At 68.2% G+C, this 25,374-nt stretch carries 25 protein-coding genes and 1 tRNA gene; 16 read left to right on the forward strand and 10 right to left on the reverse strand.

Annotated features, from left to right (window positions below; translation table 11 throughout):
- Positions 1–100 precede the first annotated feature (100 nt).
- The 3 genes from SACXIDRAFT_RS16195 to SACXIDRAFT_RS16205 form a co-directional block, all read right to left on the reverse strand.
- Positions 101–173: transfer RNA gene (locus SACXIDRAFT_RS16195), tRNA-His, on the reverse strand.
- 67 nt (positions 174–240) lie between these two features.
- Positions 241–849 (reverse strand): oligoribonuclease, encoded by a 609-nt coding sequence (orn, locus tag SACXIDRAFT_RS16200; RefSeq protein ID WP_006239687.1) that lies wholly within the window; start codon positions 847–849, stop codon positions 241–243.
- 57 nt (positions 850–906) lie between these two features.
- Complete coding sequence (locus tag SACXIDRAFT_RS16205) at positions 907–1,725, reverse strand: ribosomal RNA small subunit methyltransferase A (RefSeq protein WP_006239688.1); 819 nt, start codon at positions 1,723–1,725, stop codon at positions 907–909.
- 421 nt (positions 1,726–2,146) lie between these two features.
- On the opposite strand from SACXIDRAFT_RS16205, the gene SACXIDRAFT_RS16210 reads away from it, so the two are divergent.
- From SACXIDRAFT_RS16210 to SACXIDRAFT_RS16225, 4 genes are all read left to right on the forward strand, one after another.
- Positions 2,147–3,100: a DNA-3-methyladenine glycosylase family protein gene (locus tag SACXIDRAFT_RS16210; RefSeq protein WP_040922221.1), complete on the forward strand. Its 954-nt coding sequence runs from the start codon at positions 2,147–2,149 to the stop codon at positions 3,098–3,100.
- Positions 3,101–3,171: 71 nt separating this feature from the next.
- Complete coding sequence (locus SACXIDRAFT_RS16215) at positions 3,172–3,939, forward strand: M50 family metallopeptidase (RefSeq protein WP_006239690.1); 768 nt, start codon at positions 3,172–3,174, stop codon at positions 3,937–3,939.
- Positions 3,940–3,992: 53 nt separating this feature from the next.
- Positions 3,993–5,282 (forward strand): aldehyde dehydrogenase family protein, encoded by a 1,290-nt coding sequence (locus SACXIDRAFT_RS16220; protein ID WP_006239691.1) that lies wholly within the window; start codon positions 3,993–3,995, stop codon positions 5,280–5,282.
- A 236-nt stretch (positions 5,283–5,518) separates the two neighbouring features.
- Positions 5,519–7,285, forward strand: a complete 1,767-nt coding sequence (locus SACXIDRAFT_RS16225; protein ID WP_006239692.1) for a DEAD/DEAH box helicase — start codon at positions 5,519–5,521, stop codon at positions 7,283–7,285.
- Between the two features lie 720 nt (positions 7,286–8,005).
- Here the strand turns inward: SACXIDRAFT_RS16225 and SACXIDRAFT_RS16230 are convergent.
- Both SACXIDRAFT_RS16230 and SACXIDRAFT_RS16235 read right to left on the reverse strand, forming a co-directional pair.
- Positions 8,006–8,455 (reverse strand): universal stress protein, encoded by a 450-nt coding sequence (locus SACXIDRAFT_RS16230; RefSeq protein ID WP_006239693.1) that lies wholly within the window; start codon positions 8,453–8,455, stop codon positions 8,006–8,008.
- Positions 8,456–8,531: 76 nt separating this feature from the next.
- Entirely contained in the window at positions 8,532–9,671 is a 1,140-nt protein-coding gene (locus SACXIDRAFT_RS16235; RefSeq protein ID WP_006239694.1) for a coiled-coil domain-containing protein, read from the reverse strand.
- Positions 9,672–9,822: 151 nt separating this feature from the next.
- Here SACXIDRAFT_RS16235 and SACXIDRAFT_RS16240 point away from each other — a divergent pair, with 151 nt between their 5' ends.
- Complete coding sequence (locus SACXIDRAFT_RS16240) at positions 9,823–10,203, forward strand: SPW repeat protein (protein ID WP_006239695.1); 381 nt, start codon at positions 9,823–9,825, stop codon at positions 10,201–10,203.
- A gap of 124 nt (positions 10,204–10,327) precedes the next feature.
- Positions 10,328–10,936, forward strand: a complete 609-nt coding sequence (locus SACXIDRAFT_RS16245; RefSeq protein WP_006239696.1) for a TetR/AcrR family transcriptional regulator — start codon at positions 10,328–10,330, stop codon at positions 10,934–10,936.
- 128 nt (positions 10,937–11,064) lie between these two features.
- Here SACXIDRAFT_RS16245 and mce read toward each other — a convergent pair whose 3' ends face one another.
- Positions 11,065–11,535, reverse strand: a complete 471-nt coding sequence (gene mce / locus SACXIDRAFT_RS16250) for a methylmalonyl-CoA epimerase (protein WP_006239697.1) — start codon at positions 11,533–11,535, stop codon at positions 11,065–11,067.
- Positions 11,536–11,686: 151 nt separating this feature from the next.
- Between mce and SACXIDRAFT_RS16255 the strand changes: the two genes are divergently transcribed.
- Positions 11,687–12,865, forward strand: coding sequence for an acetyl-CoA C-acetyltransferase (locus SACXIDRAFT_RS16255; RefSeq protein WP_006239698.1), 1,179 nt, complete (start codon positions 11,687–11,689; stop codon positions 12,863–12,865).
- On the opposite strand, the gene pdxR is transcribed toward SACXIDRAFT_RS16255, so the two are convergent.
- Complete coding sequence (gene pdxR, locus SACXIDRAFT_RS16260) at positions 12,855–14,267, reverse strand: MocR-like pyridoxine biosynthesis transcription factor PdxR (RefSeq protein WP_006239699.1); 1,413 nt, start codon at positions 14,265–14,267, stop codon at positions 12,855–12,857. The genes SACXIDRAFT_RS16255 and pdxR overlap by 11 nt on opposite strands.
- Before the next feature lie 135 nt (positions 14,268–14,402).
- Between pdxR and SACXIDRAFT_RS16265 the strand changes: the two genes are divergently transcribed.
- On the forward strand, positions 14,403–15,152 hold the full coding sequence (locus tag SACXIDRAFT_RS16265) for an isocitrate lyase/PEP mutase family protein (protein ID WP_006239700.1): 750 nt from the start codon (positions 14,403–14,405) through the stop codon (positions 15,150–15,152).
- A 9-nt stretch (positions 15,153–15,161) separates the two neighbouring features.
- Here the strand turns inward: SACXIDRAFT_RS16265 and SACXIDRAFT_RS16270 are convergent, their stop codons facing one another.
- The gene (locus SACXIDRAFT_RS16270; protein WP_006239701.1) at positions 15,162–16,205 is read right to left on the reverse strand and encodes a class I mannose-6-phosphate isomerase; all 1,044 of its coding nucleotides are present in this window, start codon (positions 16,203–16,205) and stop codon (positions 15,162–15,164) included.
- A 93-nt stretch (positions 16,206–16,298) separates the two neighbouring features.
- Here SACXIDRAFT_RS16270 and SACXIDRAFT_RS16275 point away from each other — a divergent pair, with 93 nt between their 5' ends.
- The 3 genes from SACXIDRAFT_RS16275 to SACXIDRAFT_RS16285 all read left to right on the forward strand — a co-directional run bounded on the left by SACXIDRAFT_RS16275 (position 16,299) and on the right by SACXIDRAFT_RS16285 (position 18,845).
- Positions 16,299–17,228, forward strand: coding sequence for an ABC transporter ATP-binding protein (locus SACXIDRAFT_RS16275; protein ID WP_006239702.1), 930 nt, complete (start codon positions 16,299–16,301; stop codon positions 17,226–17,228).
- Positions 17,225–18,319: an ABC transporter permease gene (locus tag SACXIDRAFT_RS16280; RefSeq protein WP_006239703.1), complete on the forward strand. Its 1,095-nt coding sequence runs from the start codon at positions 17,225–17,227 to the stop codon at positions 18,317–18,319. The genes SACXIDRAFT_RS16275 and SACXIDRAFT_RS16280 overlap by 4 nt, the downstream gene beginning before the upstream one ends.
- Positions 18,320–18,473: 154 nt before the next feature.
- Positions 18,474–18,845 carry a DUF3817 domain-containing protein gene (locus SACXIDRAFT_RS16285; RefSeq protein ID WP_006239704.1) on the forward strand — a complete coding sequence of 124 codons (372 nt, stop codon included), beginning with the start codon at positions 18,474–18,476 and terminating at the stop codon, positions 18,843–18,845.
- 36 nt (positions 18,846–18,881) lie between these two features.
- Here the strand turns inward: SACXIDRAFT_RS16285 and SACXIDRAFT_RS16290 are convergent, their stop codons facing one another.
- Positions 18,882–19,382, reverse strand: coding sequence for a MarR family winged helix-turn-helix transcriptional regulator (locus tag SACXIDRAFT_RS16290; protein ID WP_006239705.1), 501 nt, complete (start codon positions 19,380–19,382; stop codon positions 18,882–18,884).
- 96 nt (positions 19,383–19,478) lie between these two features.
- On the opposite strand from SACXIDRAFT_RS16290, the gene SACXIDRAFT_RS16295 reads away from it, so the two are divergent.
- The 5 genes from SACXIDRAFT_RS16295 (at position 19,479) to SACXIDRAFT_RS23610 (ending at position 23,292) form a co-directional block, all read left to right on the forward strand.
- The gene (locus SACXIDRAFT_RS16295; RefSeq protein ID WP_006239706.1) at positions 19,479–19,781 is read left to right on the forward strand and encodes a thiamine-binding protein; all 303 of its coding nucleotides are present in this window, start codon (positions 19,479–19,481) and stop codon (positions 19,779–19,781) included.
- 115 nt (positions 19,782–19,896) lie between these two features.
- Positions 19,897–20,820, forward strand: a complete 924-nt coding sequence (locus SACXIDRAFT_RS16300; RefSeq protein ID WP_006239707.1) for a tetratricopeptide repeat protein — start codon at positions 19,897–19,899, stop codon at positions 20,818–20,820.
- Between the two features lie 124 nt (positions 20,821–20,944).
- Positions 20,945–21,622: a hypothetical protein gene (locus SACXIDRAFT_RS16305; RefSeq protein WP_232285316.1), complete on the forward strand. Its 678-nt coding sequence runs from the start codon at positions 20,945–20,947 to the stop codon at positions 21,620–21,622.
- A gap of 50 nt (positions 21,623–21,672) precedes the next feature.
- Positions 21,673–22,554 carry a hypothetical protein gene (locus tag SACXIDRAFT_RS23605; RefSeq protein ID WP_040922223.1) on the forward strand — a complete coding sequence of 294 codons (882 nt, stop codon included), beginning with the start codon at positions 21,673–21,675 and terminating at the stop codon, positions 22,552–22,554.
- A 39-nt stretch (positions 22,555–22,593) separates the two neighbouring features.
- Positions 22,594–23,292: an RHS repeat-associated core domain-containing protein gene (locus SACXIDRAFT_RS23610; RefSeq protein ID WP_232285317.1), complete on the forward strand. Its 699-nt coding sequence runs from the start codon at positions 22,594–22,596 to the stop codon at positions 23,290–23,292.
- 506 nt (positions 23,293–23,798) lie between these two features.
- Here SACXIDRAFT_RS23610 and SACXIDRAFT_RS16315 read toward each other — a convergent pair.
- The gene (locus tag SACXIDRAFT_RS16315) at positions 23,799–25,250 is read right to left on the reverse strand and encodes a neutral zinc metallopeptidase (protein WP_040922224.1); all 1,452 of its coding nucleotides are present in this window, start codon (positions 25,248–25,250) and stop codon (positions 23,799–23,801) included.
- Positions 25,251–25,374: the final 124 nt, after the last annotated feature.

Below are 25,374 nucleotides of genomic sequence, written 5' to 3' on the forward strand. Positions count from 1 at the left end.
CCAGGCGGTGAGGAAACCGCCCTGCGGGGTGAACGACGTGGGCCGGGAAAGACGGAAGCCCGGATCGCGAACGTGACGCGATCCGGGCTTCCGGGACGAGGGTGAGTGACGGGACTTGAACCCGCGGCCCCCTGGACCACAACCAGGTGCTCTACCAGCTGAGCTACACCCACCGCGAGAGGTGCCTGAGCACCTCGGCCCGATCATCATAGCGTGCCCGCACGAGCGCGCCGCACGGGGTCACCCCTCGTGGTGACGGAGCACCTCCTCGGCAGCGGCCCTCGCCTCCTCGCTGGTGGGCCCCGGCTGCGGCACGAAGGCCGTCCGCCGGTAGTACTTCAGCTCACCGATCGATTCCTTGATATCGGCGAGCGCCCTGTGTGCGAGCCCTTTCTCGGGCTTGGCGTAGTAGATGCGCGGGTACCAGCGGCGCACCAGCTCCTTCACCGACGAGACGTCAACCATGCGGTAGTGCAGGTGTGCGTCCAGCGCGGGCATGTCCCTCGCGAGGAAGCCGCGGTCCGTGGCGATGGAGTTGCCTGCCAACGGCGCGGTCCGCGGGTCGGGAACGTGTTCGCGGATGTAGTCGAGCGCCAGTCGCTCGGCCTCGTCGAGCGTCATGGCGGAGCGCCGGACCTCCTCGGTGAGGCCCGAGCGGGCATGCATCTCGCGAACGACGTCGGGCATGTTCGCCAGAGCCTCGTCATCGGCGTGGATGACGAGGTCGATGCCCTCACCGAGCACGTTCAGTTCAGCGTCCGTGACGAGCACGGCGATCTCGATGAGGGCGTCCTTCGCGAGGTCGAGGCCCGTCATCTCACAATCGATCCAGACAAGACGGTCGTTCACCGGCAAACCCTAACGCGAGCAGTAGTGGTGTCCCTTGTCACGCCCCGTTCCATGCTGTCACACCGTGCTGGACGGCTTTTCCCCGCGCGCCGTGGCGGCGTCGGCGAACGCCGCGAAGGCGGAAGGCGGAACGATTCCCGCGCTCGAACCCGGCTCGACGCCGCAACGTGCGAGCAGCCGGTGGGCGTCAGGGGCGCCGATGTGGCGTACCAGCGACCTTGCCGACCGGCTTGGGTTTCTTCCCGCGGCCTTGAGCAGCTCCACCAACAGCCGCTCGGCCTCTGGGGACAGTTCGCGTCGCCGGATCGAAACGACGGCGGAGTCCACTCTGGGCTGTGGGCGGAACGAGGCGGGGCGAACCCTGCGGACGAGCCCGATGTCGTACCTGGCCGCCCACCACGCCAGTTCGCCAGCCGAAGAGGTCGCCGAAACCAGCCGCCGGGCGAATCCCCATTCCACGGTCAGCGCCCCTCGCACGACCGTGGGCCTGCGTGCGCCGAGAAGTCTGCGAAACAACGCCGTCGAGGCGGAGTACGGCGGATTCGCCATGACGAGGAAGTCTTTGCGAGGCAACGTGACGGTGCGCAGATCACCGCGTACGACCCGCACGCGGGCGTTGTCCCGGAACCTGCGGATGAGCATCGCGGCGAACTCGGCGTCACGCTCCACAGCGAGCACGCGCGCGCCTCGTTTCGCCGCGGCGGACGTCAGCACCCCGGGGCCCGCGCCGAAGTCGATCACTAGATCGTCCGGTCCCGGTCGGCAGACGCGGACAAGGGTGTTCACCACGTCTTCGGCGACGAGAAAGTGCACACCTGAGGGATTGGGCCGGGTGCCGCGTTCGCTGCGGCGAGGAAAACGCCTTTCGGCTGACATGTCTGCTCCGTCATGAAGGAGGGGAGGCGCGAGAGCGCGCGGGAGAACTTCATGGCGCAGCGACTGCCCGCCCGGATGAGGGCAGCAGAAAGGAAACGCTGGAGTCAGCGTGGTGCGCGGCAGTGGAATGCCGCGTGAAGGAGGGCCTGGGGAAAGGCCACAGCCGCTGCTGTCAGAACAGCCGCAGCCGGATGTAAACGGCGTAACAACCCATGCGGTCACGGTATCAGCGAGGTCCACCGGTTTTTGTCGTCACTCGCCTGGAGCAACTTCGTATGTGGATGGTTCCGTTCGCTTCCCTGTCTGCTTTCCAGTAGCGCTGGATGGCCGTAGCCTCGGTCGCATCGCCAGACGTGGAGACTGCTTGAGTCCACTGTGTTCGGTCGATTTCCTCGTGACGAAACGGAAAGTGAGCGAAGCAATGACTGCATTGGTGGAGAGCGACCTGGTTGCCGTCGAGATCGAGGTGCGTGGCGATGTCGATGTGGCGGACTACACCGCGCATCTCGCGAGAACACCGCAACGCTGTGGCATCGCAGGCATCGCAGGGATCGACAGCATCACGGATGCCGACGGCAGTGCCCGCGATACGGATGGTGGAACGGCGAGTTCCGTCGCGCTCGCGTTCCCTGTTGAACGCAGCTGGAGCTACGCGGCCGCGCTGGTCAGTCAGAGTGCACCAGGTGTGGTGCGCATCGAGGCCGACGCCGTCGCGGAGGACGTTCACGCGACGGTCGCTCAGGCCTGCCGGATCTTGTCGCTCGATGTGGACGGCACCGGCTTTCCCTCGGTACTGGCCCGCGATCCGGTACTCGCGCGCAGGGTGAGGGCAGGTCCGGGGTTGCGGCCGGTGTTGTTCGGCTCGGCGTACGAGGCCGCGTGCTGGGCTGTGGTGTGCCATCGGCTCCGGGTGTCGCAGGCCGATGCCCTCGTGCGCCACATCGCCGAACGCCGAGGGCGACGCCTGCGAATCGGAGGCCGCGAGGTCGTGTGTTTTCCCGCGCCAGGCGACCTCGGTGATCTCGATTCCTCGTACCGACTCTCAGCCGTGAAGCGCAAGCGGCTGGCTGCGGTAGCCGAAGCAGGCGTTGAGGGTGTCCTCGATGCGGCGAGGCTGCGGCGACTACCGATCGGCACGGCACTGGAGGAGGTGCGGAGACTGCCCGGCATCGGACCGTTCTCCGCCGAGCTCGTGGTGGGACGCGGGGCAGGACACCCCGATCTCTTTCCCCGGGCGGAAAGTCACCTCACCACGGCGTTGCGGCGGCATTACGACACCGACGAACCGGGACTCGCCGCAGTGGCCGACCGGTGGCGGCCCTACCGAGGCTGGGGAGCGTTCTTCTTCCGGGAGGTGACAATCGACGAACAGTAGCGTGTCGTGCCGCTGCCGTCACCGAGGTGGGGGTGACGGTGCGCTGAACAGCCTGTGATGAGCTGACATTCGTGAACGGGGTGGACGAAAATGGGGTGGATGGCGACGGCATCGTGCTGAGGGCGCTGGACTTCGGAACTGACGCCGCGAGCATGATCGCTGTCATCACCGGTGTGCTGGCGCTGGCAGTGGTCGTCGTGAGCAGGCCGTGGCGGTTCGCGCGCAATGTGGTGACCATCGTGCACGAAGCGGGACACGCACTCTTCGCACTACTCGCGGGGCGTCGTTTGCAGGGCATCAGGCTGCATTCCGACACCTCCGGTGTGACGGTGTCGAAGGGCAGGCCCACAGGCCCCGGCATGGTGCTGACGGCGCTGGCGGGCTACCCGGCCCCGGCTCTGCTCGGGGTCGTGTTCGCGTGGCTGGTCTCGGCCGAACGGCTCAGCGTCGTGCTGGGGATCGCGGCTGTGCTGCTGCTCGGTGTGCTCGTGATGGTCCGCAACGCCTACGGGATCTTCTCGGTGGTTCTGTCCGCCATGGTTCTCGGAGGCATCGCATTGTTCGCCGGTCCAGCCGTGCAGGCGGCCTTCGTCTACCTGATCACCTGGTTCCTGCTGTTCGGCGCGATCCGGCCGTTGTTCGAGCTCCAGATGAAACGACGCAGGGGCGCGGCGCGCGATTCGGACATCGACCAGTTGGCGCGCCTGACGGCGTTGCCCGCGATGCTCTGGCTGTTCGTGGTGGGAGTGCTTTCGGTGACCTGTGTGGTCGCAGGCGGCATGTTGCTGATCGAACCGGCGCTGGCGCCGGCGGACGTGTTCTCCTCGGCGACGGAGTGACCGGGCGCCGGTGCCGTCACCGAGGTGGGGCACACTAGAACGAGGAGAAGTCGATGCGAGTACCCGGTGTGGCCGGGTGCGGTCGTCGGAAGGATGGCACGGTGACGGACGAGGTGGCGAAGGCGGTCGAGGAGTGTGCTCGGGCGGCGAAGGACGCGGCTCCGTCACTGGCCCGCGCCACGAACGAGACCGTCGATGCCGCGCTGAACGGTATGGCCCAGCGGCTGCTGGCACACCGTGAGGCGATTCTGAAGGCCAACCGGCAGGACGTCTCCACTGCGCAGTCCACAGGGATGAGCACGGGCCTGCTCGACCGGCTGACCATCACCGAGAGCAGGCTGACGGACATGGCCGATCAGCTTCGTCTCCTTGCCTCGGCCCCGCATCAGGATCGCAGCGTCGTCGTATCCACACTTCCCGGCGACCTTCAGCTCGTGGAGCGCCGCCGTCCTGTCGGTGTGATCGGGGCCAACTACGAGGCCAGGCCCAACGTGACGGTGGACGTCGCGTCGCAGCTGGTGAAGTCCCGAAACGCGGGGGTGCTGCGTACCGGATCGGCTGCTTTGGGTTCGGCCACGTGCCTGCTCGAGGGAGTCATCCGCCCCGCTCTGGCCGAGGCAGGTATCGACGAGCGTGTCGTGCAGCTCGTGCCACGGGCCGAGCGGGAGGCGGCGACCGAGCTGGTGCGACTGCCCGACCTCGTGCCGCTGGTGATCCTGCGGGGTAGCGGGGACAGCACACGTTCCCTCGCGCTGACAGCCGCGCAGCACGGTGTGCGGACGCTCGCTCACGCCGACGGCGGTGGCGTGCTGTACGTCGATGAGAATGCCGATGAGGACACCGTCCGCTCACTCATCACGAACAGCCTCGACCGACTCGGCGTGTGCAATCGGCTGAACCTGCTGCTCATTCACGATGCCGTGCACGACCAGATCTGGCCGATCGTGTCCGAGGCGCTTGCCGCGCGTGGTGTCACACCGTCGCTGCCTCCGCACGAGCATCCCATCGGCTACGAATGGGCACTCGACTCCGAACGCGAGGCCACGGTCACCGTGGCGCGAGTCGGGGGAGTCGCCGAAGCGGTCCGGATCGCCAACGAGCAGACGTCTGGTCTGGCAGCGGGGATCGCCACCGAGGACGCCGCGACGGCCGAGGCGTTCTTCGACGGCTACCAGGGAACCGGTGTGTTCTGGAACGCGCCGACGCGTCTGCTGGACGGGTTCAAGCTGCTCGGCGTGCCGGAGACCGGCATCAATCTCGACAAGGTGCCCGGCCCGCGCGGCCCGGTCACCTACACCGACCTGTACGTCCGGCAGTACGCAGTCCTCCCCGCAGGGCGGTGAGCAGGCGGTTCGCAGGTTGAGCGGCTGTGCGGGAATGCCAGGTGCGCCACAGGCGTCGTCACTGTGGTGAGTGCGGGGCCCGTCGATGTCGTGACGCGGTGGTGACGAGCAGAACGCGCATCACCGAGGTGATCGATCACCCGTTCGAAGGGTACCGTAGGTTGCCGCCCCTGCCTGGGTGGTGCCACGGCCGTGGCGTCACCGAGAAGATCTACCCCAGGAGCAGGAGCTTTTTCATGGTCGCCAGCACGGCGCATTCGCACAACGTCACCGAGGTCGCCACCGACCCTTCCATCGACACCGACACCGACACCGGCACTGCGGCCGACAGCGGCCCTGCCACCGAGTTCGGCACACTGGGGCTCCGCCCCGAGTTGTTGAGGGCGCTGTCGGATCTCGGTTACGAGGAACCGACCCCCATCCAGATGGCCGCGATCCCGGCGCTGCTCGACGGCGCTGATGTGGTCGGGCAGGCAGCCACGGGCACCGGAAAGACCGCCGCCTTCTCACTGCCAGTGCTCCATCGGCTCGCCGACCTCGATCGGAACGGGAAGCCGAGCGCTCTCGTGCTGGTGCCGACGAGGGAACTCGCCGCGCAGGTGTGTGAGGCGATGTACCGCTACGGCAGGCACCTCGGCATCCGGGTCGTCCCCGTGTACGGCGGCCAGCCGATGGGAAGGCAGCTGCGCAGCCTGGAAACCGGCGTGGATGTCGTCGTGGCCACGCCCGGCAGGGCGCTGGACCACCTCTCGCGCGGATCGCTGGACCTGTCGAAGTTGCGCATGGTCGTGCTCGACGAGGCTGACGAGATGCTCGACATGGGCTTCGCCGAGGACATCGACGCGATCCTCGACCAGACTCCCACCGACCGGCAGACCATGCTCTTCTCCGCCACCATGCCTCCGCGCATCAGCGGCATGGTGCGCCGCTACCTCCGCGAGCCGCGTCGCATCGAACTGACGAGGGCAGAGTCGATGAGCGGGGACGCCGCAGCGGTCACGCAGGTCGCCTACGTGGTCCCCCGAGGGCACAAGCCCGCGGCACTCGGCAGGGTTCTCGACATCGAGGCCCCGGAAGCGACGGTCGTCTTCTGCCGCACGAGGGAAGAGGTCGATCGCCTCACCGAGATCATGAACGGCCGCGGCTACCGCGCGGAGGCCTTGCATGGTGGTATGGACCAAAGCCAGCGCAACCGCGTGGTCGGGCGCCTGCGCGCCGGGACAGCCGACCTTGTCGTGGCCACCGATGTCGCCGCGCGAGGACTCGACATCGATCAGCTCACCCACGTGGTCAACTACGACGTGCCGAGTGCGCCCGAGATCTACGTGCACCGCATCGGACGGGTTGGGCGCGCCGGTCGCGAGGGCAGCGCCATCACACTCGCCGAACCGAGAGAACACCGCATGATCAAGACGATCGAGCGGGTCACCGGTCAGACCATCTCGGTGCGCAAGCTGCCGACCGTCGCCGATCTGCGAGCCCGTCGCCTCGAACTCACCCGTGTGGCGCTGCGTGAGGCACTGGTGGAAGCCGGCGATCTCGACCGCTACCGCGTCGTCGTCGAACCGCTGGCCGAGGAGTTCGACATCGTCGAGATCGCGCTCGCCGCGGTGAAACTCGCCCATGGTGCCGATGGCACCGACGGCGATGCCGAGATTCCCGACGTGGAACTGCGACCTCGGGACGACGGTCGTTCGCGGCGTGGTCCCAAGGACCGCGGTCCGAGGGACACGCGGCGCGGAAAGCGGCCCAGCGGTGGGATGACCCGTCTGTTCGTGAGCCTCGGTCGCAGGGCGGGTGTGCGCCCGCAGGATTTGGTCGGCGCCATCGCAGGCGAATCGCAGCTGCGAGGCAAGGACGTCGGTGCCATCGAGATCACCGACAAGTTCTCGCTGGTGGACGTGCCGGAGTCCGCTGCCGACGATGTCATCACGGCACTGCGCGACAGCAGCATCAAGGGGCGGAAGGTCGTCGTTCGCCGCGAGCGTTTCGCGAGCCGGTGACCCCGTGCGGGTGCGGCCCAGCGCATCGCATGCCATGTGACGTCGGCACAGTGGGCCGCACACCACGTGATGACGGCGCACTTCCGTCCACTGTCGCCCGCCTGCGCTGAGCACGGCGCGGTTCAGCGCAGGCCGCTCGCATGGAATACAGCCGCTATCGCCCCGGGGCTGACGCAAGGCGCCTGTGGTGCTTGGGATTGGCGGAGCCGCCTTGTGGTGCTCGGGCTGGCGCAAGGGCGCTTGTGGTGTCGGGGCTGACGCAAGATTCCTTGTGGCGCTTGGGATTGGCAGGGCTGCCTTGTGGCGCTTGGGATTAGCAAGGCTGCCTTGTGGTGCTTGGGGCTGACGGGCGCCAGCGGCCAGGTTGTCGGGTGCGGGTGCGGGTGCGGGCGCGGGTGCGAGGGTCGCGGTCGCGGGTGGTCTCGACGAAGGCACCTGAGCTGAGCGGCTGAGCGGGGTCGAGCTGGATCGCCAGGTGGGCCGCCACCGCCTGACACACAGCGCCGTGCGGCGCGTCGTCGTGCGCGTGGGTGACCCGGCCGGAGGCAAACCGGCCCCTCGACGCTGTGGGCGAGAAGTTTCTTTGGGGCGCCTCCACGTTTCGACATCTCGACGCGGTCTTCGCTTCGGGGAAACGGCGCTCCTCGAAGCGCTGCCACGCCGGGCTGAGCGGTCACTGCGGTCCCGGCCATCGGTGGCCGTGGAGCCGGTCAGCCGGGTTCAGGTGGTGTGGACGATCAGCACATCGACCCCTGATTTGCGCGCCACCTCGGAGGGAACCGAGCCGAGGATCCTGCCCGCGAGCGTGTTGAGCCCACGGTTGCCGACCACGAGCAGATCCGCGTCGTGGTCACGGACGATCTTGCGCAGCGACTCCACCGGACTGCCGACCACGGCGACGGTCTCCAGGGAGATCGCGCCCACTTTGGTGGCTCGCTCCCTTGCGGTGCGCAACGTCTCCTCGGCGGGAGCGGAGCCGACCACCTGGTATGCCTCGTCGCCGAGCACGTCCCTGGCTTTGTCCACCCTCTCCCTGCTCGCGGGGTAGTAGGCACACGCGATGACGAGGGTGGCCGCGGAGTCGGCTGCGACCTTCGCCGCGCGTTCGACAGCGGCGAGTGACGATTCCGAGCCGTCGGTGCCGACGACGACGGTGTTGTAGGCGGCCATCCGGTCCTCCAGTCGGGTGTCGTGCCGGGTCTGGAGGGTGACAGTAGCGGGTTGGAGACGGCCGCGCAGCAGTTACCTACTCGCGAGTCGGTTTTGTTGTGGTCACCGCTCGCACGCGCACTGTCGGTGCGGAAGCGCCGTCGCTGTTGTGTGCGGCCGGGTCCGTTGCCGGGCCGTCGCCGGACGGTGGGCGGCTGCCCGGCTGATCGTTGCCGCCCGTCGGGCCCCCGGTGCCGAGCGCCGATTCCGCCTCCGCGAGCATCGCCCTCGCCGCCTTGACCTGCTCGGCGATCCTGGAGCGAAGCGCGCGAAGCTCCTCGACGCGGGCCGTCGCCTCCGCGACGCGGCGGTTGGACTCCTCCGTCGCCTCCCTGACCCGGCGCTTGGCCTCGTCGGTGGCCTCGGCGACACGCGCGTTGGCCTCGCTGATCGAGTTCTGCTTGCGGCGGTTGGCGTCCTCGACGGATTCGCGGCGCCTGCGCTCGATCTCCGCCTCCGCCTTGGCCCGCTCGTCCGCGACCTGCGCCCTGATGGATGCCGCTTCCTCGGATGCCTCGCGCACCCGGCGTTCGGCCTCGGCCTTGCTCGCGGCTTCCTGCTCGGCCAGCACCCGCATCGACTCGGTGCGGCGCTGAGCCATCGCGATCTCGAAGTCCTCCTCGACCTGCGTGCGGCGCTGCTGCGCCTCGCGGTCGAGCCGGTCGCGTTCCTGCGCGGCCTCGGAGGTGATGCGTTCGCCCTCGGCGCGGGCGTCGTCGAGCACCTTGGCGTGCTCGGCCTCCATCTGCTTGCGCCGCTCGGCGAGCTCGGTGAGCAGCTGTTCGTATCGGGCGCGCATGGCGCTGGCGTCGGATTCGGCCTTGGCCCGGATGTGGCCTGCCTCGGCCTCCGCCCTGGCCTTGGTGTCGCTCGCCTCCTCCTGGGCGAGCCGCAACATGCGCTGGAGTCGCTCGGACAGTCCCTCGATGGACGTGGGTGGCTGGGCGAGCCGTTCGACCTGCCCCCGCAGATCGTCGATCTCGATGCGCGCGGCCTCCAACTGTCTCGCCAGGTCCTCGGCCTGTGAGATGGCGGCGTCGCGGTCGGACATGAGCATCTTGATGTCGGCGTCGAGCCGTTCCAGATGCTCATCGACCTGCGCGCGGTTGTAGCCACGCTTCTCGAAGTCGAAACCGGCACCCAGCGGCACGAGCTCCCGTTCCTCGCCAAGGCTCATGGTCCCCACCCTAGCGGGCGGGCTCTGCGGGCACTTTTCGGAGAGTCCGAAGGAGCGAGAGCGCTGTGTTTGACCGGCCGGCCAGTCCACGCGCATTCTGCTGGTACGGATCGCGACGAGGCGATCCGGTGCCCGCAGGAGGTGAGCATCGATGGCTCGGATTTCCGATCGGACCTCGGCGAGGCCCTGGACCAGACCACACGACTGGGCCGAGGTCGTGCTCGGCGCGGTCCTCGCCCTTTCGCCGATCTGGTTCGACACCAACACGGCCGCGACCTGGACGATGGTGGTGCTCGGAGCCCTCATCGTGCTGGACGGCCTTGTGTCGTTGGCGATGCCCGGCGCCGTCTACGGCGAGGGCGTGCAGATCGTGCTCGGCGCACTCGCCTTCATCTCGCCGTGGGTGATGGGCTACACCGAGTTCACGGGTGCCGCGTGGACGTCCTGGATCGTCGGCGGGCTGACTGTGATCGCGGGTGCGGCTGCCCTTCCACTGGCCACAGCCGCCCACCGTATGGCAGGTCAGCACTGAGCGCGGGGCCGCGCGGGACGATCAGTAGCTCGTCGGCCCCTTTCTTCTGTCGAGTGCTCGCGCATCGTGAACGGGCGCGGGCACTCGAAGGGCTGTTCGTGACGTGAGAGGGCGGTGAGTGCGAATGCCCCGGAGGCAGGACGGCGCTGTGCCGGATGCTTCGGCGAGGGAACGGATTCTCCAGGCCGCCGAGCGGCTCTTCGCGGAGTTCGGTTTCCAGGCGACTCCCACGTCCCGGATCGCCGAGGCGGCCGACGTTCCGAAGAGTCTCGTGCATTACTACTTCCGCCGCAAACCCGATCTGTTGACGGCGCTGGTGGAACGGCTGCCCGACGAACGGATCGACCCCGCGAGAGTGGTGGTGCGGGGTGACGTCGCCGAGAGCCTGCACCGGCTGGTCACCGAGTTGGACCGCAGGTTGTCCTCCTCGCGCGTGTTGTCGCACCTGCTGTGGCGTGAGGCCGACACCCACAGCGTTGTGCGGGAGGCGTTGCGCAACCGCTACGAGGCTTTGATCGCGCAGGTTCGCGCGGTGATCCTCGCGGCGGGGGTGCCCGCGCGGATGGCCGCCGACGTCGAGAGCGCGTCGGTACTGGTGGCGCGCGCCGTCAGCCACCGGCATTCGGTGGCGCGGCACACGGCGACACCGGAGGAGATGCGCGCAGAGCTGTCGTTCATCGCCTCGGCCCTCACGGCCAGAACGCGAAGGGCCGACCGGGCTGCCGCCGAGTGACCGGAAGGGTCGGGACCTGGCCGACCGAGGCACTGCCGACACCGCGCCAGCGCACCGTGGCCGGGTCCGTCAGGAGGCACCCTCCGGCGCCGTCGGAGTTGACGCCGACGCCCACCGACCGTGAGACGTCAGTGGTCCCCGGCCTGGCCGGGGTCGGCTGCGGGCTCGACGAGTTCCACCAGCACGCCGCCCGCGTCCTTCGGATGCACGAAGTTGACCTTGCTGCCCGCCGTGCCCTTGCGGGCCTGTGCGTAGAGCACACGCAGCCCTGCCGACCGCAGCGCGTCCGCGGCGGCTTCGACGTCGGTGACGCGGTAGGCGAGTTGCTGGAGTCCAGGGCCGCTGCGGTCGAGGAACTTGGCGATGGTCGATCGTTCGTCAACCGGTGCCAGCAACTGCACGGCGGCCCCGCCGGTGTCGCCGGGCGCCCGCAGCATCGCCTCACGGACACCCTGCTCCTCGTTCACCTCGACGTGGGTGACGACCAGCCCGAAGTGCTTCGTGTGGAACGCGATGGCGGCGTCGAGGTCGGGCACGGCGATGCCGACATGATCGACAGCCGTGATGAATCTCGACAGCGAGTCCAGTGCCTCGTCCATGGTCACGGAGGATAGACCGTCCCCTGCGCACAGCAGTGATGTCGGTCGCGATCGGCCGGGCGGGGTCGGGGAAACGGTATCGTCGAAACATCGCTGATGCGCTGCGCCAGCGTCCCGCACCGTCGCGTCGATGACTCGCAGGAGGCATGTTGTGTCCGGTTCCGTGATCCTGGGCGCCGCCCGCACCCCGGTCGGAAAGCTTCTCGGCTCGTTGAAGGATTTCTCCGGCGCGCAGCTGGGTGGAATCGCCATCAAGGCGGCGTTGGAGCGAGCCGGCGTTCCGGCCGATGCCGTTCAGTACACGATCATGGGGCAGGTGCTCACCGCGGGCGCGGGACAGATCCCGGCGCGCCAGGCCGCCGTCGCCGCGGGCATTCCTATGGACGTCCCCGCGCTGACCATCAACAAGGTGTGTCTGTCGGGTCTCGACGCCATCGCGCTCGCCGACCAGCTGATTCGTGCTGGCGAGTTCGACCTCGTCGTCGCGGGCGGCCAGGAGTCCATGTCGCAGGCGCCGCACCTGTTGCCGACGTCGCGCACCGGTGTCAAGTACGGCAATGCGACCCTCCTGGACCACATGGCTCACGACGGTCTGTTCTGCGCGTTCGACCAGGTGGCGATGGGTGAGTCCACCGAGCGCCACAACTCCCGTTACGGCCTGACCCGTGAGGAGCAGGACGCCTTCTCGGCCCGATCGCACCAGCGCGCTGCCAAGGCCGCTGCCAACGGTGTGTTCGACGACGAGATCGTTCCCGTCGAGATCCCGCAGCGCAAGGGTGACCCCGTGCTGTTCTCCTCGGACGAGGGTGTGCGGGCCGACACCACCGCCGAGGGACTGGCGAGGCTGCGGCCTGCGTTCGCAGCCGATGGCACGATCACGGCGGGGTCGGCGTCGCAGATCTCCGACGGTGCGGCCGCTGTCGTCGTGGCGAGCAGGGCGAAGGCGGAGGAACTCGGCATCACCCCGCTTGCCGAGATCGGCGCGCATGGCGTGGTGGCAGGTCCCGACGCCAGCCTCCACGAGCAGCCGTCCAACGCGATCAAGGCTGCTCTCGCCAAGGCGAAGCTGGACGCGGACGCCCTCGACCTCGTGGAGATCAATGAGGCGTTCGCCGCCGTGGGCCTGGTGTCCGCGCGCAAGCTCGGTCTCGACGAGGAGAAGGTCAACGTCAACGGCGGTGCCATCGCGATCGGCCACCCCATCGGCGCCTCCGGCGCGCGTCTCGTCGTGCACCTGGTGCACGAGCTGAGGCGCAGGGGCGGCGGTCTCGGCGCGGCCGCGCTGTGTGGCGGTGGCGGCCAGGGCGACGCGCTGCTGCTCAAGGTCTGATCTTGTCACTGGTGTGCGCGCTCGCGTCGGTGAGCGCGCACACCAGCGCGGCGATCGCGGGTTGGAAGGCGTGGCTGGCCGGGGCCGCGTAACCCACCACCACGCCGTCGTATTTCCGTTCACCACTTGTGATCCAGTGCGGGCCCAGTGTGGCGAGCTGGAGCGAGTGCCTGCGGGCCGCGCTGATCACGTCGGCCTCCTTCGGTCCCCCGTCGGGTAGGGGGATCAGCACGTGCAGACCGGCCGAGATCCCTCGGGGCGCGAACCCTTCGGGGAGGGCGGCCACGATCCGGTCGCGTCGGCGCCGGTACGTCGCCCGCGAGCGCCGGACGTGCCGTGCGTACGCGCCGGAGTTCAGCAGCTCGGCGAACACGAGCTGGTCGAGCACGCCGACGACTCCTCTCGTCGCCTCCAACACCGACCGGAGGAGCGGGACGAGGAATCGAGGCAGCACAAGCCAACCCAGCCGTAGCCCTGGCGCGAGGGTTTTGCTCACCGAGCCCGCGTAGACAACGCATTCGGGCGCGAGCGCCTGCACCGCGCCGACGGGTGCGCGATCGAATCGGAACTCCCCGTCGTAGTCGTCCTCGATGACGAGCAACCCTTGCCGCGCCGCGCGCGCGAGTTCGGTGCGGCGGTGTGGCGCGAGCGTCACCCCGGTCGGGTACTGGTGTGCGGGCGTCACCACGACGGCCGGTTCGGTGAGGTCGGCGACGCGGACGCCGTCGCCGTCCACGTCCACCCCGGTGACGGTGAGGCCGGAGGCCGTGGCGATGTCGCGGTGAACCCACAGCGACGGGTTCTCGAAGGCCAGCCGGGTCAGGCCCCTCGCTCGCAACACGGCCGACAGCAGCGAGAGCCCGTGTGCGTATCCGGCGCAGACGACGATCCGGCCGGGATCTGCCACCACGCCACGGGAACGGCGCAGGTGGTGGGCCAGTGCCTCCCGCAACGCGGGAACTCCGAGGACGTCCGGGAGGTCGAAGGCCGAGGCGGGTGCCCGGTTCAGTACCTTGCGGGTCGCCGAGAGCCAAGGGCTTCTCGGAAAGGCCGAGAGGTCCGGCAGTCCCGAGACGAGAGTCCATAGTGGACGTTCTGTCTGTGGTGGTTGATGCGGCTGCAAAGGCACATCCTGCCCGGCTTCGGCCGTGACCACGGTGGGCGCTCCCTGCCGGGTGCGCACGTAACCCTCGTCGGCGAGGTCCGTGTACACCCTGGTGACCGAACCCCTGGCGATGCCGAGGTCGGCGGCGAGTGATCTCGTGGAGGGCAACGCGGTGCCGCGCGGGAGGCGCCCCGATCGGATCGCGTGCCGCAGTGCCTCGGCGAGTCCCGCCCTCCCGCTGGCGGGGTCCCAGTCGAGGTGAAGGTCGTCCACGGGAGTGGACCGCGATTCGGGCACGGAACTGGACCATACTCGTGGTCCGGTACCCGCTAGGTTCGTCGGCGTGAGTCACGACAAGCACACCCGGGTCTCCGACGCCTTCGAGTTCCTCGGCCGACTCGGTGTCCCGAGCCGTTCCTTCCCGGCCACGACATGACCGCCGCACGACTTCGCGCACTGCACGTGCCAGGCACGCCTGTGGTGCTGCCCAACGCCTGGGACGCCGACACGGCACGAGCCGTGGTCGAGGCCGGATTCCCCGTGGTGGCGACGAGTTCGGTGGCGGTCGCGGCCAGTCTCGGCTACTCCGACGGCGAGTGCGCGCCCGCCGACGAGATGCTGGCCGCCGCGCACCGGATCGCCCGTGCGGTCGAGGTCCCGGTGACGGTGGACGCCGAATCCGGATACGGACTGCCCCCGGCCGAGCTGGCGGGGCGCCTGCTCGACGCGGGGATCTCCGGTCTCAACATCGAGGACACCGACCACCGCGCAGGGTCGCGCCGCCACCCGGATCAGCAGGCCGAGCTGCTGTCGGCGCTGCGGGAAGCTGCGGGAGACGAGCTGGTCATCAACGCGCGGATCGACTCCTTCCTCTCACGCGGCGGTTCCGTTGACGAGCGCGCGCTGGTGCCTGAGGTGCTCGACCGGGCGCGGCGTTACCTCGAAGCGGGCGCCGACGTGGTCTACCCGATCCACGTGCGGGACGCGGAGGTGATCCGCACGATCACCTCGGAACTCGCGCCTGCCGCCGTGAACGTGACGCTGCTGCCCGATGGGCCGAGCCTTGCCGAGCTGACCTCCCTGCGAGTGGCCAGGGTGTCGCTCGGCGGCGGGTTGCGCGCGGTGGCCGCCGAGGCGGTGAGGACGTTCCTGGCGGATCTCGCGGGGCAGAGGCTCGCCTGATGCGGTCGTTCAGGGGCGCGGGGCAGGAGGGCGGCAGCGAATCACCGTCACGTCGCCGTCGAGCTGGAACTCGCCAGCCGCGTGCGGAACGACCCAGGTGTCGCCTGTGGACACCTCGTGCACGTCTCCGCTCTCGGCGGTGAGCCTGCCCCTGCCCTCGCTCACGACGAGCACCGCGAACGACGGGTCGAGGGCCAGCGGTGCCGTCGGCCGCAGCCGGTCGGCGCGGAAGAACGGGCGGGAGTCCGGGGCGAGCAGATCCACGGTGGCGGTGCCCTTGCCCGCGGTGCGCCGGATCAGCCCCGACAGCCGCTGCTCGTCCCACGCGGAGGTGTCGAGTGCCTTCAGCGCCGTGTCGAACCCGAGCCCGAGGTGACCCTTCGACTCCTCGCCGAGGAAGTCCCGCCATTCCAGGGTCAGCGAGAAATCGGTGGGCTGCTGGAGCTCGACGACGAACACGCCCTCGCCGATCGCGTGCGGCAGCCCGGCGGGGATGTGCACGGTGTCGCCGGCCTCGACGGCGACCGCGTTGAGCGCACCCAGCATGGTCGGTGCGTCCTGATCGGCGACCCAGTCGGCGATGGTGCGCGCGTCGAGCGATTCGCGGAAGCCCGCGTACACGGTGGGGTTCTCACCCCGCGTGCCCACGACGATCCACGCCTCCGTCTTGCCGAAGTGCGAGTCGAAGTGGCGGCGGGCGAACTCGTCGTCGGGATGGAAGTGAACGGGCAGGCGCTGGCCCGCGTCGAGGAGTTTCACCAGCAGTGCCGTTGACGAGCCGAAGCGCTCGACGTGGTCGCGGCCGAGCCAGCCGAGCGGGTCGGCCTCCACCGCCTCGCGCAGCCAGCGACCGTCGGGAAGCCGGGTCAGGCCCTCGGGTTCGCGGCCGAACAGTGTGGTGGTGGACGCCACCCAATCCTCGGGGCCGAATTCCTCGGCACGGACCGTCGCGCCGGAGGACGCGGAGCGGAGTGCGGCGATGGCCGCACCTCCCCGGTAGAACTGGGCAGGCTGGTTCGCGGGAAGCCGGATGGGGACCGAGGGTGCGCTCATGGTCGCAGAACTTACCGCCAACGGACCGGCCATGATCGATGCCGATTTCCGAAAGGCTTTCACCTGACTTTCAGCGATCCGTAGGGTGGGGCCATGCCTGGTTCCCCCATGCCTTCTGGGACGTCCCCTGCGCTCTCGGTGTCCGGCATTCGCAAGCAATACGGCGACACGCTCGCGGTGGATGGCGTCAGCTTCGACGTCCTCGAAGGGGAGTTCTTCGGCATCCTGGGGCCCAACGGGGCAGGCAAGACCACGACGCTGGAGATCGCGGAGGGTCTGCGCGCCCCCGACGACGGCACGGTGCGGTTGCTGGGGCAGCCGCCGTGGCCCCGCAACGAGGCGTTGTTACCGCGCATTGGCGTCCAACTCCAGGCGTCGTCCTTCTTCGAGCGGTTGACGGCACGGGAACAGTTGAAGACCTTCGCCGCCCTCTACGGGGTCGGACCGGCGAGGGCGGACGAGATGCTCGAACTCGTCGGCCTCGCCGACAAGGCCGACACGCTGGAGTCGAAGCTCTCGGGCGGACAGCGTCAGCGACTGTCCATCGCCTGCGCCCTCGTCCACGACCCGGAATTCGTGTTCCTCGACGAGCCGACGGCCGCGCTCGACCCGCAGGCCCGCCGCAATCTGTGGGACGTGCTCCGCCAGCTCAAGGAGCGCGGAAGCACCATCGTGTACACGACACATTATCTGGACGAGGCCGAGGTCTTGTGCGACCGCGTTGCGATCATGGACCACGGGAGAATCCTCGCGATGGACGCTCCAGCACGACTCGTGCGTGGTCTGGACGCGCCCACCCACGTCACCCTCGACACCGCGGTCCTCACTCCCGATGACGCGAGGGAGCTGCCAGGCGCCGACAGCGTCCGCGCTGACGACGTCACGGTGACGATCACCACGCGCGCCCCGGCTTCGCTGCTCGCGGCCCTGGCCGAACGCGGCTCCGTGGACGGGTTGACCGTGCGCACAGCGACGTTGGAGGACGTGTTCCTCCACCTGACCGGCAGGGAGTACCGCGCGTGACGAGCACCCTGGACCACAAGAGAACGGTGGAACGCGGGACGATCGCGCCGACCCCGTTCCGCGCGTTGTCCGCCGCGATGTTCAAGGGCATCGTGCGTGAGAAGACGACGCTGTTCTTCACCTTCCTGTTTCCGCTCATGTTCCTGGTGATCTTCGGGTTGCTGCTGAACGGCCAGAGCGACACCCGCGTGACGATCGCGGTCGTCGGCGAGGGCCCTGTCATCACCGCGCTGGAACAGACCGAGGCGTTCGACCTCGAATCCGTCGGAACGGCCGAGGAGGCGGAGGCGCAGGTCCGCGACGGCGACCTGCCTGCCTACGTGACGCAGGACGGCGACACCGTGCGTGTCCGTTTCGCCGCCAGCACGCGGGAAACGGCGAATCTGGTGCTCGGTGTCATCGACGGGGTCGTGAACCGGACCAACGTCGCCGTCACCGGTCAGGAGCCGAGGTTCTCGCTCGACGCCGAGCCGGTGGAGGACGCCTCCATGCAGCCCATCCAGTACCTGACGCCCGGCATCCTGTCGTGGGCCGTGGCGATGGGTGCGGTGTTCGGCGCGGCCATCACGCTCGTGAGCTGGCGACGTAACCAGGTTCTGCGCAGGCTGCGGCTCGCGCCGGTGCGAGCGGGCACCGTGCTCACGTCGCGACTGCTCGTGACTCTCGGGGTGGGAGCCGCACAGTTCGTGCTTTTCGTGTCCGTCGCGCTGCTTCCGGTGTTCGGGCTGAAACTGACCGGGCAGTGGTGGCTGGCGCTACCCCTTCTCATGCTCGGCACACTCGCGTTCTTCGCCGTCGGCATGCTCGTCGGAGCGTGGTGCCGCACCGAGGAGTCGGCGAGCACGGTGGCCAACCTCGTCACGGTCCCAATGGCTTTCCTTTCGGGCGCGTTCTTTCCGGTCGAGGCAGCCCCGGCCTGGTTGCAGCAGGTGTCGTGGGGGTTGCCGATGCGTCATCTGAACGAAGGCATGCTCGACGTCATGGTGCGAGGGCACGGCGTCGAGGCGCTGCTGCTGCCCGCGTTGGTGCTGCTCGGCTTCACCGTGGTGATCGGCGCGCTCGCCGCGAAACTGTTCCGATGGGAACCGTGACCGGCGCTCGGGCACGCGGGTAAGCCCCCGGTAGGCCGGTGACGGACGTCACGGCTCACACTGGAGAACGCGACGTCCGACAGCGTTGTTGACGTGCGTGGAGAGTGCTGTGCGACCGCCCCTCTCAGGGGGTCGGCTATCCGAGGAGGAACCGTTGTCGAACAAGGCTGCCGTCTTGTTCCGTGTCGTCGCGATCGCCGAAGCCTTTTCGTGGACGGGACTGCTGGTCGGCATGTTCCTGAAGTACGTCGTCGAACTCGGTGAGGGCGGCGTTCCCGTGCTGGGCATGGTGCACGGCGTGCTGTTCGTTCTCTACGTCGTCACGACGCTCGCGGTGGCCCGCCCCCTCGGCTGGCGGTTCGGCACCGTGGTCATGGCTTTGCTCGCCGCGATCCCGCCGCTGTTCACGTGGCTGTTCGAGAAGTGGGCCCTGCGCAGGGGCAAGCTCGACGGGCCGGAGCGGCTGCGGCACGGCGGCACGGGCCTTTTCGTGCGTGGCGGCGAAGACGCGATGGCAGGCGCCTGACCGTCCGAAGGTCCCGCGCAGGCGGGCGGTGCGTGCTCAGTCCGTGAAGTCGCCCGCCGCCTTGCGCACGCGGGTCAGCAGGTCGGTGAGTTGTTCCGTCTGCCGTGCGGTGAGCCCGGTGAGCCCGAAGTCGATGTCGGTCACCGCCTTCGTGGCCCGCACCTGCCGCTCCTTGCCCTCCTCGGTGATCTCGACGAGGGTCGTCCTGCGATCCGTCGGGTGAGGCAGCCGCTTGACGAGACCGTCCTTCTCCAGCCGGTCCACGATGTTCGTCACGCTGGTCGGGTGTAGCTGAAGCCGCTCGCCCATGACCCGCATCGGCAGGCGTTCCTGCCGCGAGAAACTCAGCAGCGTCAGCGCCTCGAAGCGCGCGAACGTCAGGCCGTGCGGCTTGAGCGCCGCATCGACGGCCGACTGGATGATCTGCTGGACCCGCATCAGCCCGGTGACGGCCGACATCGTGGAGGAGGGCCCGATGCGGTCCTCCCACAGTTGCGCCGCGCGCGCGATCGGGTCGAACGGCAACGGAGACCTCATGGGCCTCGAAGTTAGCAGCGCGCTACGGCAGGCTTGGGCCGGGTACGGCCAGGCTGTGCGGCAGAGCGCAGCGGCCCGACAGCGAGGAGGCGAACAGTGATCGTGGCGTTCAGTGTCAGTCCGTCCGGTGGGGACGACGACGGCGGGGTGAGTGAGGCGGTGGCGCGCGCGGTCCGGGTGGTGCGCGAGTCCGGGCTGCCCAACGAGACCAACGCGATGTTCACCAACATCGAGGGCGAGTGGGACGAGGTGATGGACGTCGTCAAGCGCGCCGTTGAGGCAGCGGGGGAGGGTTCGCCGAGGGTGAGCCTGGTGCTCAAGGCCGACATCCGGCCAGGGCTCACGGGGCAGTTGTCGGCGAAGGTGCAGCGCGTCGAGGAGCGGCTCGCGGGTTCCTGAGCACGCCCGATCGGGGTGTGCGGCAAGCCGTGGACCAGCCATGACGCCACCGAGAGTCCATGCCAGGATGGGAAGCGTGACACAGCCACGCGGATCAGGAAACAACTCACCCGCCATGTCCGCGGCACTCTCAGGAGCCGTGGACCTCTCGGCGGTGAAGGCGCGAGCCGAGGCGGCGGCGCGGCAGGCGCCGCAGTCCGGTGGGGGCGCCGCAGGCCAGGCAGACGGCGCGACGAACGCCTCGGTCATCGACGTGACCGAGGCCACGTTCCAGGCCGAGGTCGTGGAGCGGTCGCTGCGGCAGTTGGTCGTGGTGGATCTGTGGGCCGACTGGTGCGGGCCGTGCAAGCAGCTCAGCCCGGTGCTGGAGCGGCTGGCAGGGGAGAGTGGCGGGGCCTGGGTGCTCGCCAAGATCGACGTGGATGCCAACCCGCGCATCTCCCAGCTGTTCGGTGTCCAGTCGATCCCCACGGTCGTCGCCATCGCGGGTGGCCAGCCCGTCGATGCGTTCTCGGGGGCGCTGCCGGAGTCGCAGATCAAACAGTGGTTGCAGCAACTGCTGGACCTGCTGCGGGACAAGCTGCCCGGCGTGCAGGGCGCGCAACAGGCTCCGCAGGAGGAGCCGCAGCAGGACCCGAGGTTCGCTGAGGCCGAGGACGCCTTCGAGCGAGGGGACTTCGCGGAGGCGGAGGCCGCCTACAAGCGGATTCTCGACAACGAGCCGGGCAACGAGCAGGCGAAGGCCGCGCTCGTGCAGGTGCGGTTCGCCGCGCGTGCCGCGAACACCGACCCCTCGGCCATCGCCAAGGCCGACGCCGACCCGAGCGACCTCGACGCCCAGTTCGCGGCGGCCGACGCGCAAGTGGCGATGGGTGAGGTCGAGAACGGTTTCGCGAGGCTCATCGCCGCCATCCGCCGCACGGCCGGCGACGACCGCAACCGGGTGCGCGAACACCTCGTGAGCCTGTTCGAGCTGTTCGACCCCGCCGACGAGCGGGTCGCCAAGGCCCGCCGCGATCTGGCCAGCGCCCTGTTCTGACGCCCACGTGAGATCCCCGGCGCGGTCGCGTCCGCCGCACCGGGGATCTCCCCGAGGTCGTCTCGCCGGGGTTCCGGGCCTTTCCGGATGTCCTGGGCGTCCCCGCAGCGACATGATCATCGGCATGTCGTTCACTCGCACAGTCGCCCTGTCTCTCGCCGGCGTCGTGACCACGCTCGCCGCATTCGTCACCCCCGCCACCGCGGCCGAGCCTCCGCCGGAGTTCGACTTCTCCGACTGTCCCGAGCTGCCTTCCGGGGCGGATCCGGCGCAGTGGCGCTGTGAGGTTCTGGTGTCCACCGCGACGCTGTCGTTCGGCGCTCTCGACGACGTGCACGTGAGGCCGATGCGGCTCACCTTCGCCGAGAGGTGGACGGGTGGGCCGTACGAGCAGGAGTTCGGTGCGCTGCGCTCCGAGCCGACCCCGCTGCCCGGCCTGCCCGCGACGACGGTGAGCTTCCGTTACGGCGGCTACTCCGATTTCCAGTCCGACGACGAGCGCAAGGGCGAGATCGATCTCGTGGCGGCGCTGGACGGCCCGCTGCTGCCCCGTGACTGCGCGATCGGCACGCAGGCCGACCCGATTCATTCCGTCCTGAAGCAAACCGGCCCCACCGAGGTGGTGTCGAACGAGCCGCTGGTGCTGCGGTTCGCCACGATCGACGACCAACTGGCGATGCCTGCCGTCAGCGGGTGCGGACCGTGGCGACGAATGCTCGACCACCGGCTCGGACTGCCGTCGGCGAGCGGTGACAACGTCCTGGAGCAAGAGACCTACGTAGCCATCCGCCACTACGGCTGATCCCCGAGCGCGGGCGATCGGGCGGTGATCTATCGGCGGAGCCGTACAGCGTGGTCCATGACGACCTCGGCTTCCTGAGAACAAGCCACGGCGGTCTCAGCGGGCAGGGGACCACGGAGTACGTCACGGACACGCAGTACACCCGCTACGGCGAGATTCAGCGGACGCAGTTGGGTGAGCAGGGTCAGCGGGTGTGGCTTTCGCAGTACTACCACGAGCACACGCGGCGGTTGGTGCGCACGATCGTGGATGCCGAGCTGCCGAAACCGATGCAGTCAGACGCGCGCTACTCGTACGACCCCGCGGGCAACGTCACCTCGATCGCGGACGTGCCGTTGGACGGGCTATCCGATGTGCAGTGTTTCCGGTACGACCACCTGCGGCGGCTGGTGGAGGCGTGGACGCCGACGGGTGATTGCACGTTGGATCCGGCGGTGGAGGCGCTGGGCGGGCCTGCGCCGTACTGGGATTCCTTCACCTATGACGAGGTGGGAAACCGGCTGTCGCAAGTGGAGCACACCTCCGATGGCGACACGGTGCACGAGTACGCCTATCCCGACGGCGGGCATGCCCTGGAGGCGGTGACCAGCACGTTCCCGAGCGGCAGTACCACGCTGGAGCAGTTCGCCTATGACGATGCCGGTAACACGGTGCGGCGGATGTCGGTTGACGGCGAGCAGACGCTGGAGTGGGACGCCGAGGGCAATCTTGTGAAGTCCTCCAAGGACGGGGTGGTCACCGAGTTCCTGTATGACGCGGACGGTCAGCGGTTGATACGGCGCGATCCCGACGGGGCGACGCTGTACCTGGAGGGCCAGGAGCTGCGGTGGGACCGGGAGAGTGGTGAGACCACGACCACCCGGTACTACAGCTTCGGTGGGTCCTACGGTGGCGATGCGTACCGAGGCTGGGGTGACGTGGCTATTGGGTGATCATCAGGGTACTTCGCGGTTGGCGGTGGACGCGCAGTCGTGCAGGTGACGCGGCGTTGGCAGTTGCCGTTCGGTGGTCGGCGTGGTCCGGAAGTGGAGTTCCCTGGGGAGAAGGGGTTCGTCGGCGGGACGATCGATGACTCGGCGGACTTGGTGACTCTGGGGGCGCGGCAGTACGACCCGGAGCTGGGGCGGCTTCTGTCGGTGGATCCGTTGATGGACGTGACTGGTCCGCAGCAGATGCACGGCTACAGTTACTCGAACAACAGCCCGATCACGTATTCGGATCCGTCGGGGTTGTTCTTCGGGTGGTTCAAGAACGTGGTCTCGACTGTCGTCAAGGTCGTCAAACGGTATTTCCAACGACCCCAATGGTCCGGCGGCGGCTACTCGAAAAGGCAGAACACCCGCACAGCGGGTTACAGCCGACCGAGTGGTGGAGCTTCCGGTGTCGGCGGTGTTTTGGTTGCCCAGAACAGCTTTGATATCGCCAAAGGTGATGCGAATGGTAAGCATGCCATTGAATTTCCGGGAGTTTCCTCCGAGGGTCTCGGGGTTTTGGTGCAGGAAATAATGAGAAATCCGTCGCGCACGAAAGAGTTAAGTGGTGGCAGGAAAGCTTATCTTGGAAACGACGGGTCAACCATAGTGATTCACGACCCGATGCATGTTGACGGTGGAACGGTTTTTCGCAGAGATCCGAATGTGCTTGATGATTATTGGGATGATCTGAAATGAAATTAGGAGATCTGGTGCGGCCGGAGGACCTACTGCTCCGGGAAGAGGTCAACCTTCTGGCGCGGGCACTCCTCGAGTGGGGCGGTCCTGCCCGGTGCAGCAATGAGTTGGCCATAGCTATGGGGTTTTCGGGGTTGCGGGATCTTCTAAGCGAGTGTCGACGTTTCCGCGTTGCACTCAAGGGAAACGACCTCTTACCTCCGGTTGATTGGGCTCGAATTCTACTTGCTTCAGAGATTGTATTCGTTAGTGATATTATGGGAACAGGTTTCGAGTGGTCCACTACAACAGGTATAAGTGACGAGTCCGCTATTCAAAGTCTGCGCTGCATTCAAAGAAAGATGAGAGACGTAGTCCGGCCTTACTATGGTAAGCGGCCAAGTGAATGAGTGGGCTTAAAGTCGCCGGTCACCAGCACAAAAGGAACATCATCCTCGACTGTGCGAGCGATCATCCGTTGTCGAGCAGATCACGAACCTCGCCCACCCGGGCTTTCGCTGTCCGCCTCACGGATATTCCGCGCTGCACGCTCCCGAGCCGTCGAAGTAGCCCAGCCGCAGTGCCTCGATGCGCGCGAAGCCGTTCACCGCCGGATGGCCGTTGACGTCGGCGGCGATCAGGCTGCGCGGTTGGAGCAGTTCGGCGATCGCCTCGTCCAGGTCACCCGGCGACGGACGCAAGAGTGCGCCGTCGTGGTCGATGGCGGCGGTCCACGCTCCGACGAGACAGGCGGTGCGCAGACCCGCGTTCCCGTTGTCCACCGGCACGTTCAAACCCACCTGGATGCCCTGCGCGTACCGCGACACGACCTCGGCGAACGCCGCGAAGTCGCCGAGACCGCCGCCCGAGGACTCCTGGCCGGAGAGCTCGGCCTCCCTGTCGATCGGCTGCCCCAGCGCGGCCAGCGCGGCCATGTCGATGGTGACCGTGTTCGAATCCTCGCAGTACGACGCGGGCGGCGTTGAGACGCCGTTCGGGCACGAACCGCCCTGGTTGACGATCTTTGGGCCTTGCACGCCCGCTCCGGCGAACGACTCGTCAAGGCTCTGCTGAAGCATCCCCAGCGTCTGGTCGTTGACGGGGATGTCGCCCATGCCCGCGTCGTTCGGATCGAACGGACGTTCCGTGATGCGCGAGTCCACGTCGGCCTGGTCGATGGCGGCGCACTTCGCCGCGTCCGTCTCGAAACCGAGCTGGAACGCGTAGGTGCGGTCGAACGCGGTGCCGTGCGCGCCGTGCTCGGCGGCCGACTGGCCCGGCGAGTCGCGGATGAAGAACAGCGACGCCATCACCTGGTTCAGGCCCTCCGACGTGGACACGTGGAAGTACTGGCTGCGGCCCTCGGCGATCCACCGGAAATACGCGCCGGTGAAACAGTCGGCCTGCTGTTCCTTCACGATCGTCGAGGTCTGCTGGTTGATACCGGCTTTGTCGCCGAGCCGGTACTGCACGGCGTGGCCGAACTCGTGGCCGAGCACCGTCACCACCGCCATCGAGCCGAACCGCTCCCGCAGCAGCGGAAGCAGCGTGCCGCGGTCCCACGCCACCAGATCCTCGGGGGGACAGTAGAAGGCGTTCATCGCCACGTCGGCCGTGGTCGCACCACACACGTTGATCTCGTCGCTGGTCGAGTCGTAGGAGAGCAGTTTCGACACCGGTTGGAACTCCGTGCCGAAGTGGCGGGGGAACTTCTCGCTCCAGAACGCGGACACGTCGGCGATGGCCGCGACAGCGAGCCGGTCGTCCTCGGTCTGCGACACGTTCTCGACCACGAGGTCGGGTTTCGGCGCCCCGGCTTTCAACCCGCTCTCGAAATGGGTGATCGGCAACCCCGCGATGTCGCCCTCGCTGCGCAGCTCGCCCCTGATCTCACTGGAGCATGCCGTGGCCGTCAGCGTGAACACGGCGGCGATGGCCAGCAAACGGCGCCGCACCCCTCGTCCCCCTGTGCGTTCCATGGCGGGCACAGTAACTCACGCGGGTGTCGCAGCGAGGCGATCCCGGACAATTCGCTTGTGACACGGCCGACGGCAGCGCCGGGTCCGGCCTCGGAGTGAGGCCGCGCGCAGCACTCGTGTCCCG

It is taken from the genome of Saccharomonospora xinjiangensis XJ-54 (genome assembly GCF_000258175.1).
Taxonomy (GTDB): Bacteria; Actinomycetota; Actinomycetes; order Mycobacteriales; family Pseudonocardiaceae; genus Saccharomonospora; species Saccharomonospora xinjiangensis.

What these genes read in the sequence shown, in the direction of transcription:
- SACXIDRAFT_RS16315 (WP_040922224.1), bottom strand. Translation starts at nt 25,250, where the DNA reads ATGGAACGCACAGGGGGACGAGGGGTGCGGCGCCGTTTGCTGGCCATC.
- SACXIDRAFT_RS16275 (WP_006239702.1), top strand. Translation starts at nt 16,299, where the DNA reads ATGCCTGGTTCCCCCATGCCTTCTGGGACGTCCCCTGCGCTCTCGGTG.
- SACXIDRAFT_RS16270 (WP_006239701.1), bottom strand. Translation starts at nt 16,205, where the DNA reads ATGAGCGCACCCTCGGTCCCCATCCGGCTTCCCGCGAACCAGCCTGCC.
- mce (WP_006239697.1), bottom strand. Translation starts at nt 11,535, where the DNA reads ATGGACGAGGCACTGGACTCGCTGTCGAGATTCATCACGGCTGTCGAT.
- SACXIDRAFT_RS16225 (WP_006239692.1), top strand. Translation starts at nt 5,519, where the DNA reads ATGGTCGCCAGCACGGCGCATTCGCACAACGTCACCGAGGTCGCCACC.
- SACXIDRAFT_RS16305 (WP_232285316.1), top strand. Translation starts at nt 20,945, where the DNA reads ATGTCGTTCACTCGCACAGTCGCCCTGTCTCTCGCCGGCGTCGTGACC.
- SACXIDRAFT_RS16235 (WP_006239694.1), bottom strand. Translation starts at nt 9,671, where the DNA reads ATGAGCCTTGGCGAGGAACGGGAGCTCGTGCCGCTGGGTGCCGGTTTC.
- SACXIDRAFT_RS16240 (WP_006239695.1), top strand. Translation starts at nt 9,823, where the DNA reads ATGGCTCGGATTTCCGATCGGACCTCGGCGAGGCCCTGGACCAGACCA.
- SACXIDRAFT_RS16210 (WP_040922221.1), top strand. Translation starts at nt 2,147, where the DNA reads ATGACTGCATTGGTGGAGAGCGACCTGGTTGCCGTCGAGATCGAGGTG.
- SACXIDRAFT_RS16205 (WP_006239688.1), bottom strand. Translation starts at nt 1,725, where the DNA reads ATGTCAGCCGAAAGGCGTTTTCCTCGCCGCAGCGAACGCGGCACCCGG.
- SACXIDRAFT_RS16245 (WP_006239696.1), top strand. Translation starts at nt 10,328, where the DNA reads ATGCCCCGGAGGCAGGACGGCGCTGTGCCGGATGCTTCGGCGAGGGAA.
- SACXIDRAFT_RS16265 (WP_006239700.1), top strand. Translation starts at nt 14,403, where the DNA reads ATGACCGCCGCACGACTTCGCGCACTGCACGTGCCAGGCACGCCTGTG.
- SACXIDRAFT_RS16230 (WP_006239693.1), bottom strand. Translation starts at nt 8,455, where the DNA reads ATGGCCGCCTACAACACCGTCGTCGTCGGCACCGACGGCTCGGAATCG.
- SACXIDRAFT_RS16300 (WP_006239707.1), top strand. Translation starts at nt 19,897, where the DNA reads ATGTCCGCGGCACTCTCAGGAGCCGTGGACCTCTCGGCGGTGAAGGCG.
- SACXIDRAFT_RS16220 (WP_006239691.1), top strand. Translation starts at nt 3,993, where the DNA reads ATGCGAGTACCCGGTGTGGCCGGGTGCGGTCGTCGGAAGGATGGCACG.
- SACXIDRAFT_RS16290 (WP_006239705.1), bottom strand. Translation starts at nt 19,382, where the DNA reads ATGAGGTCTCCGTTGCCGTTCGACCCGATCGCGCGCGCGGCGCAACTG.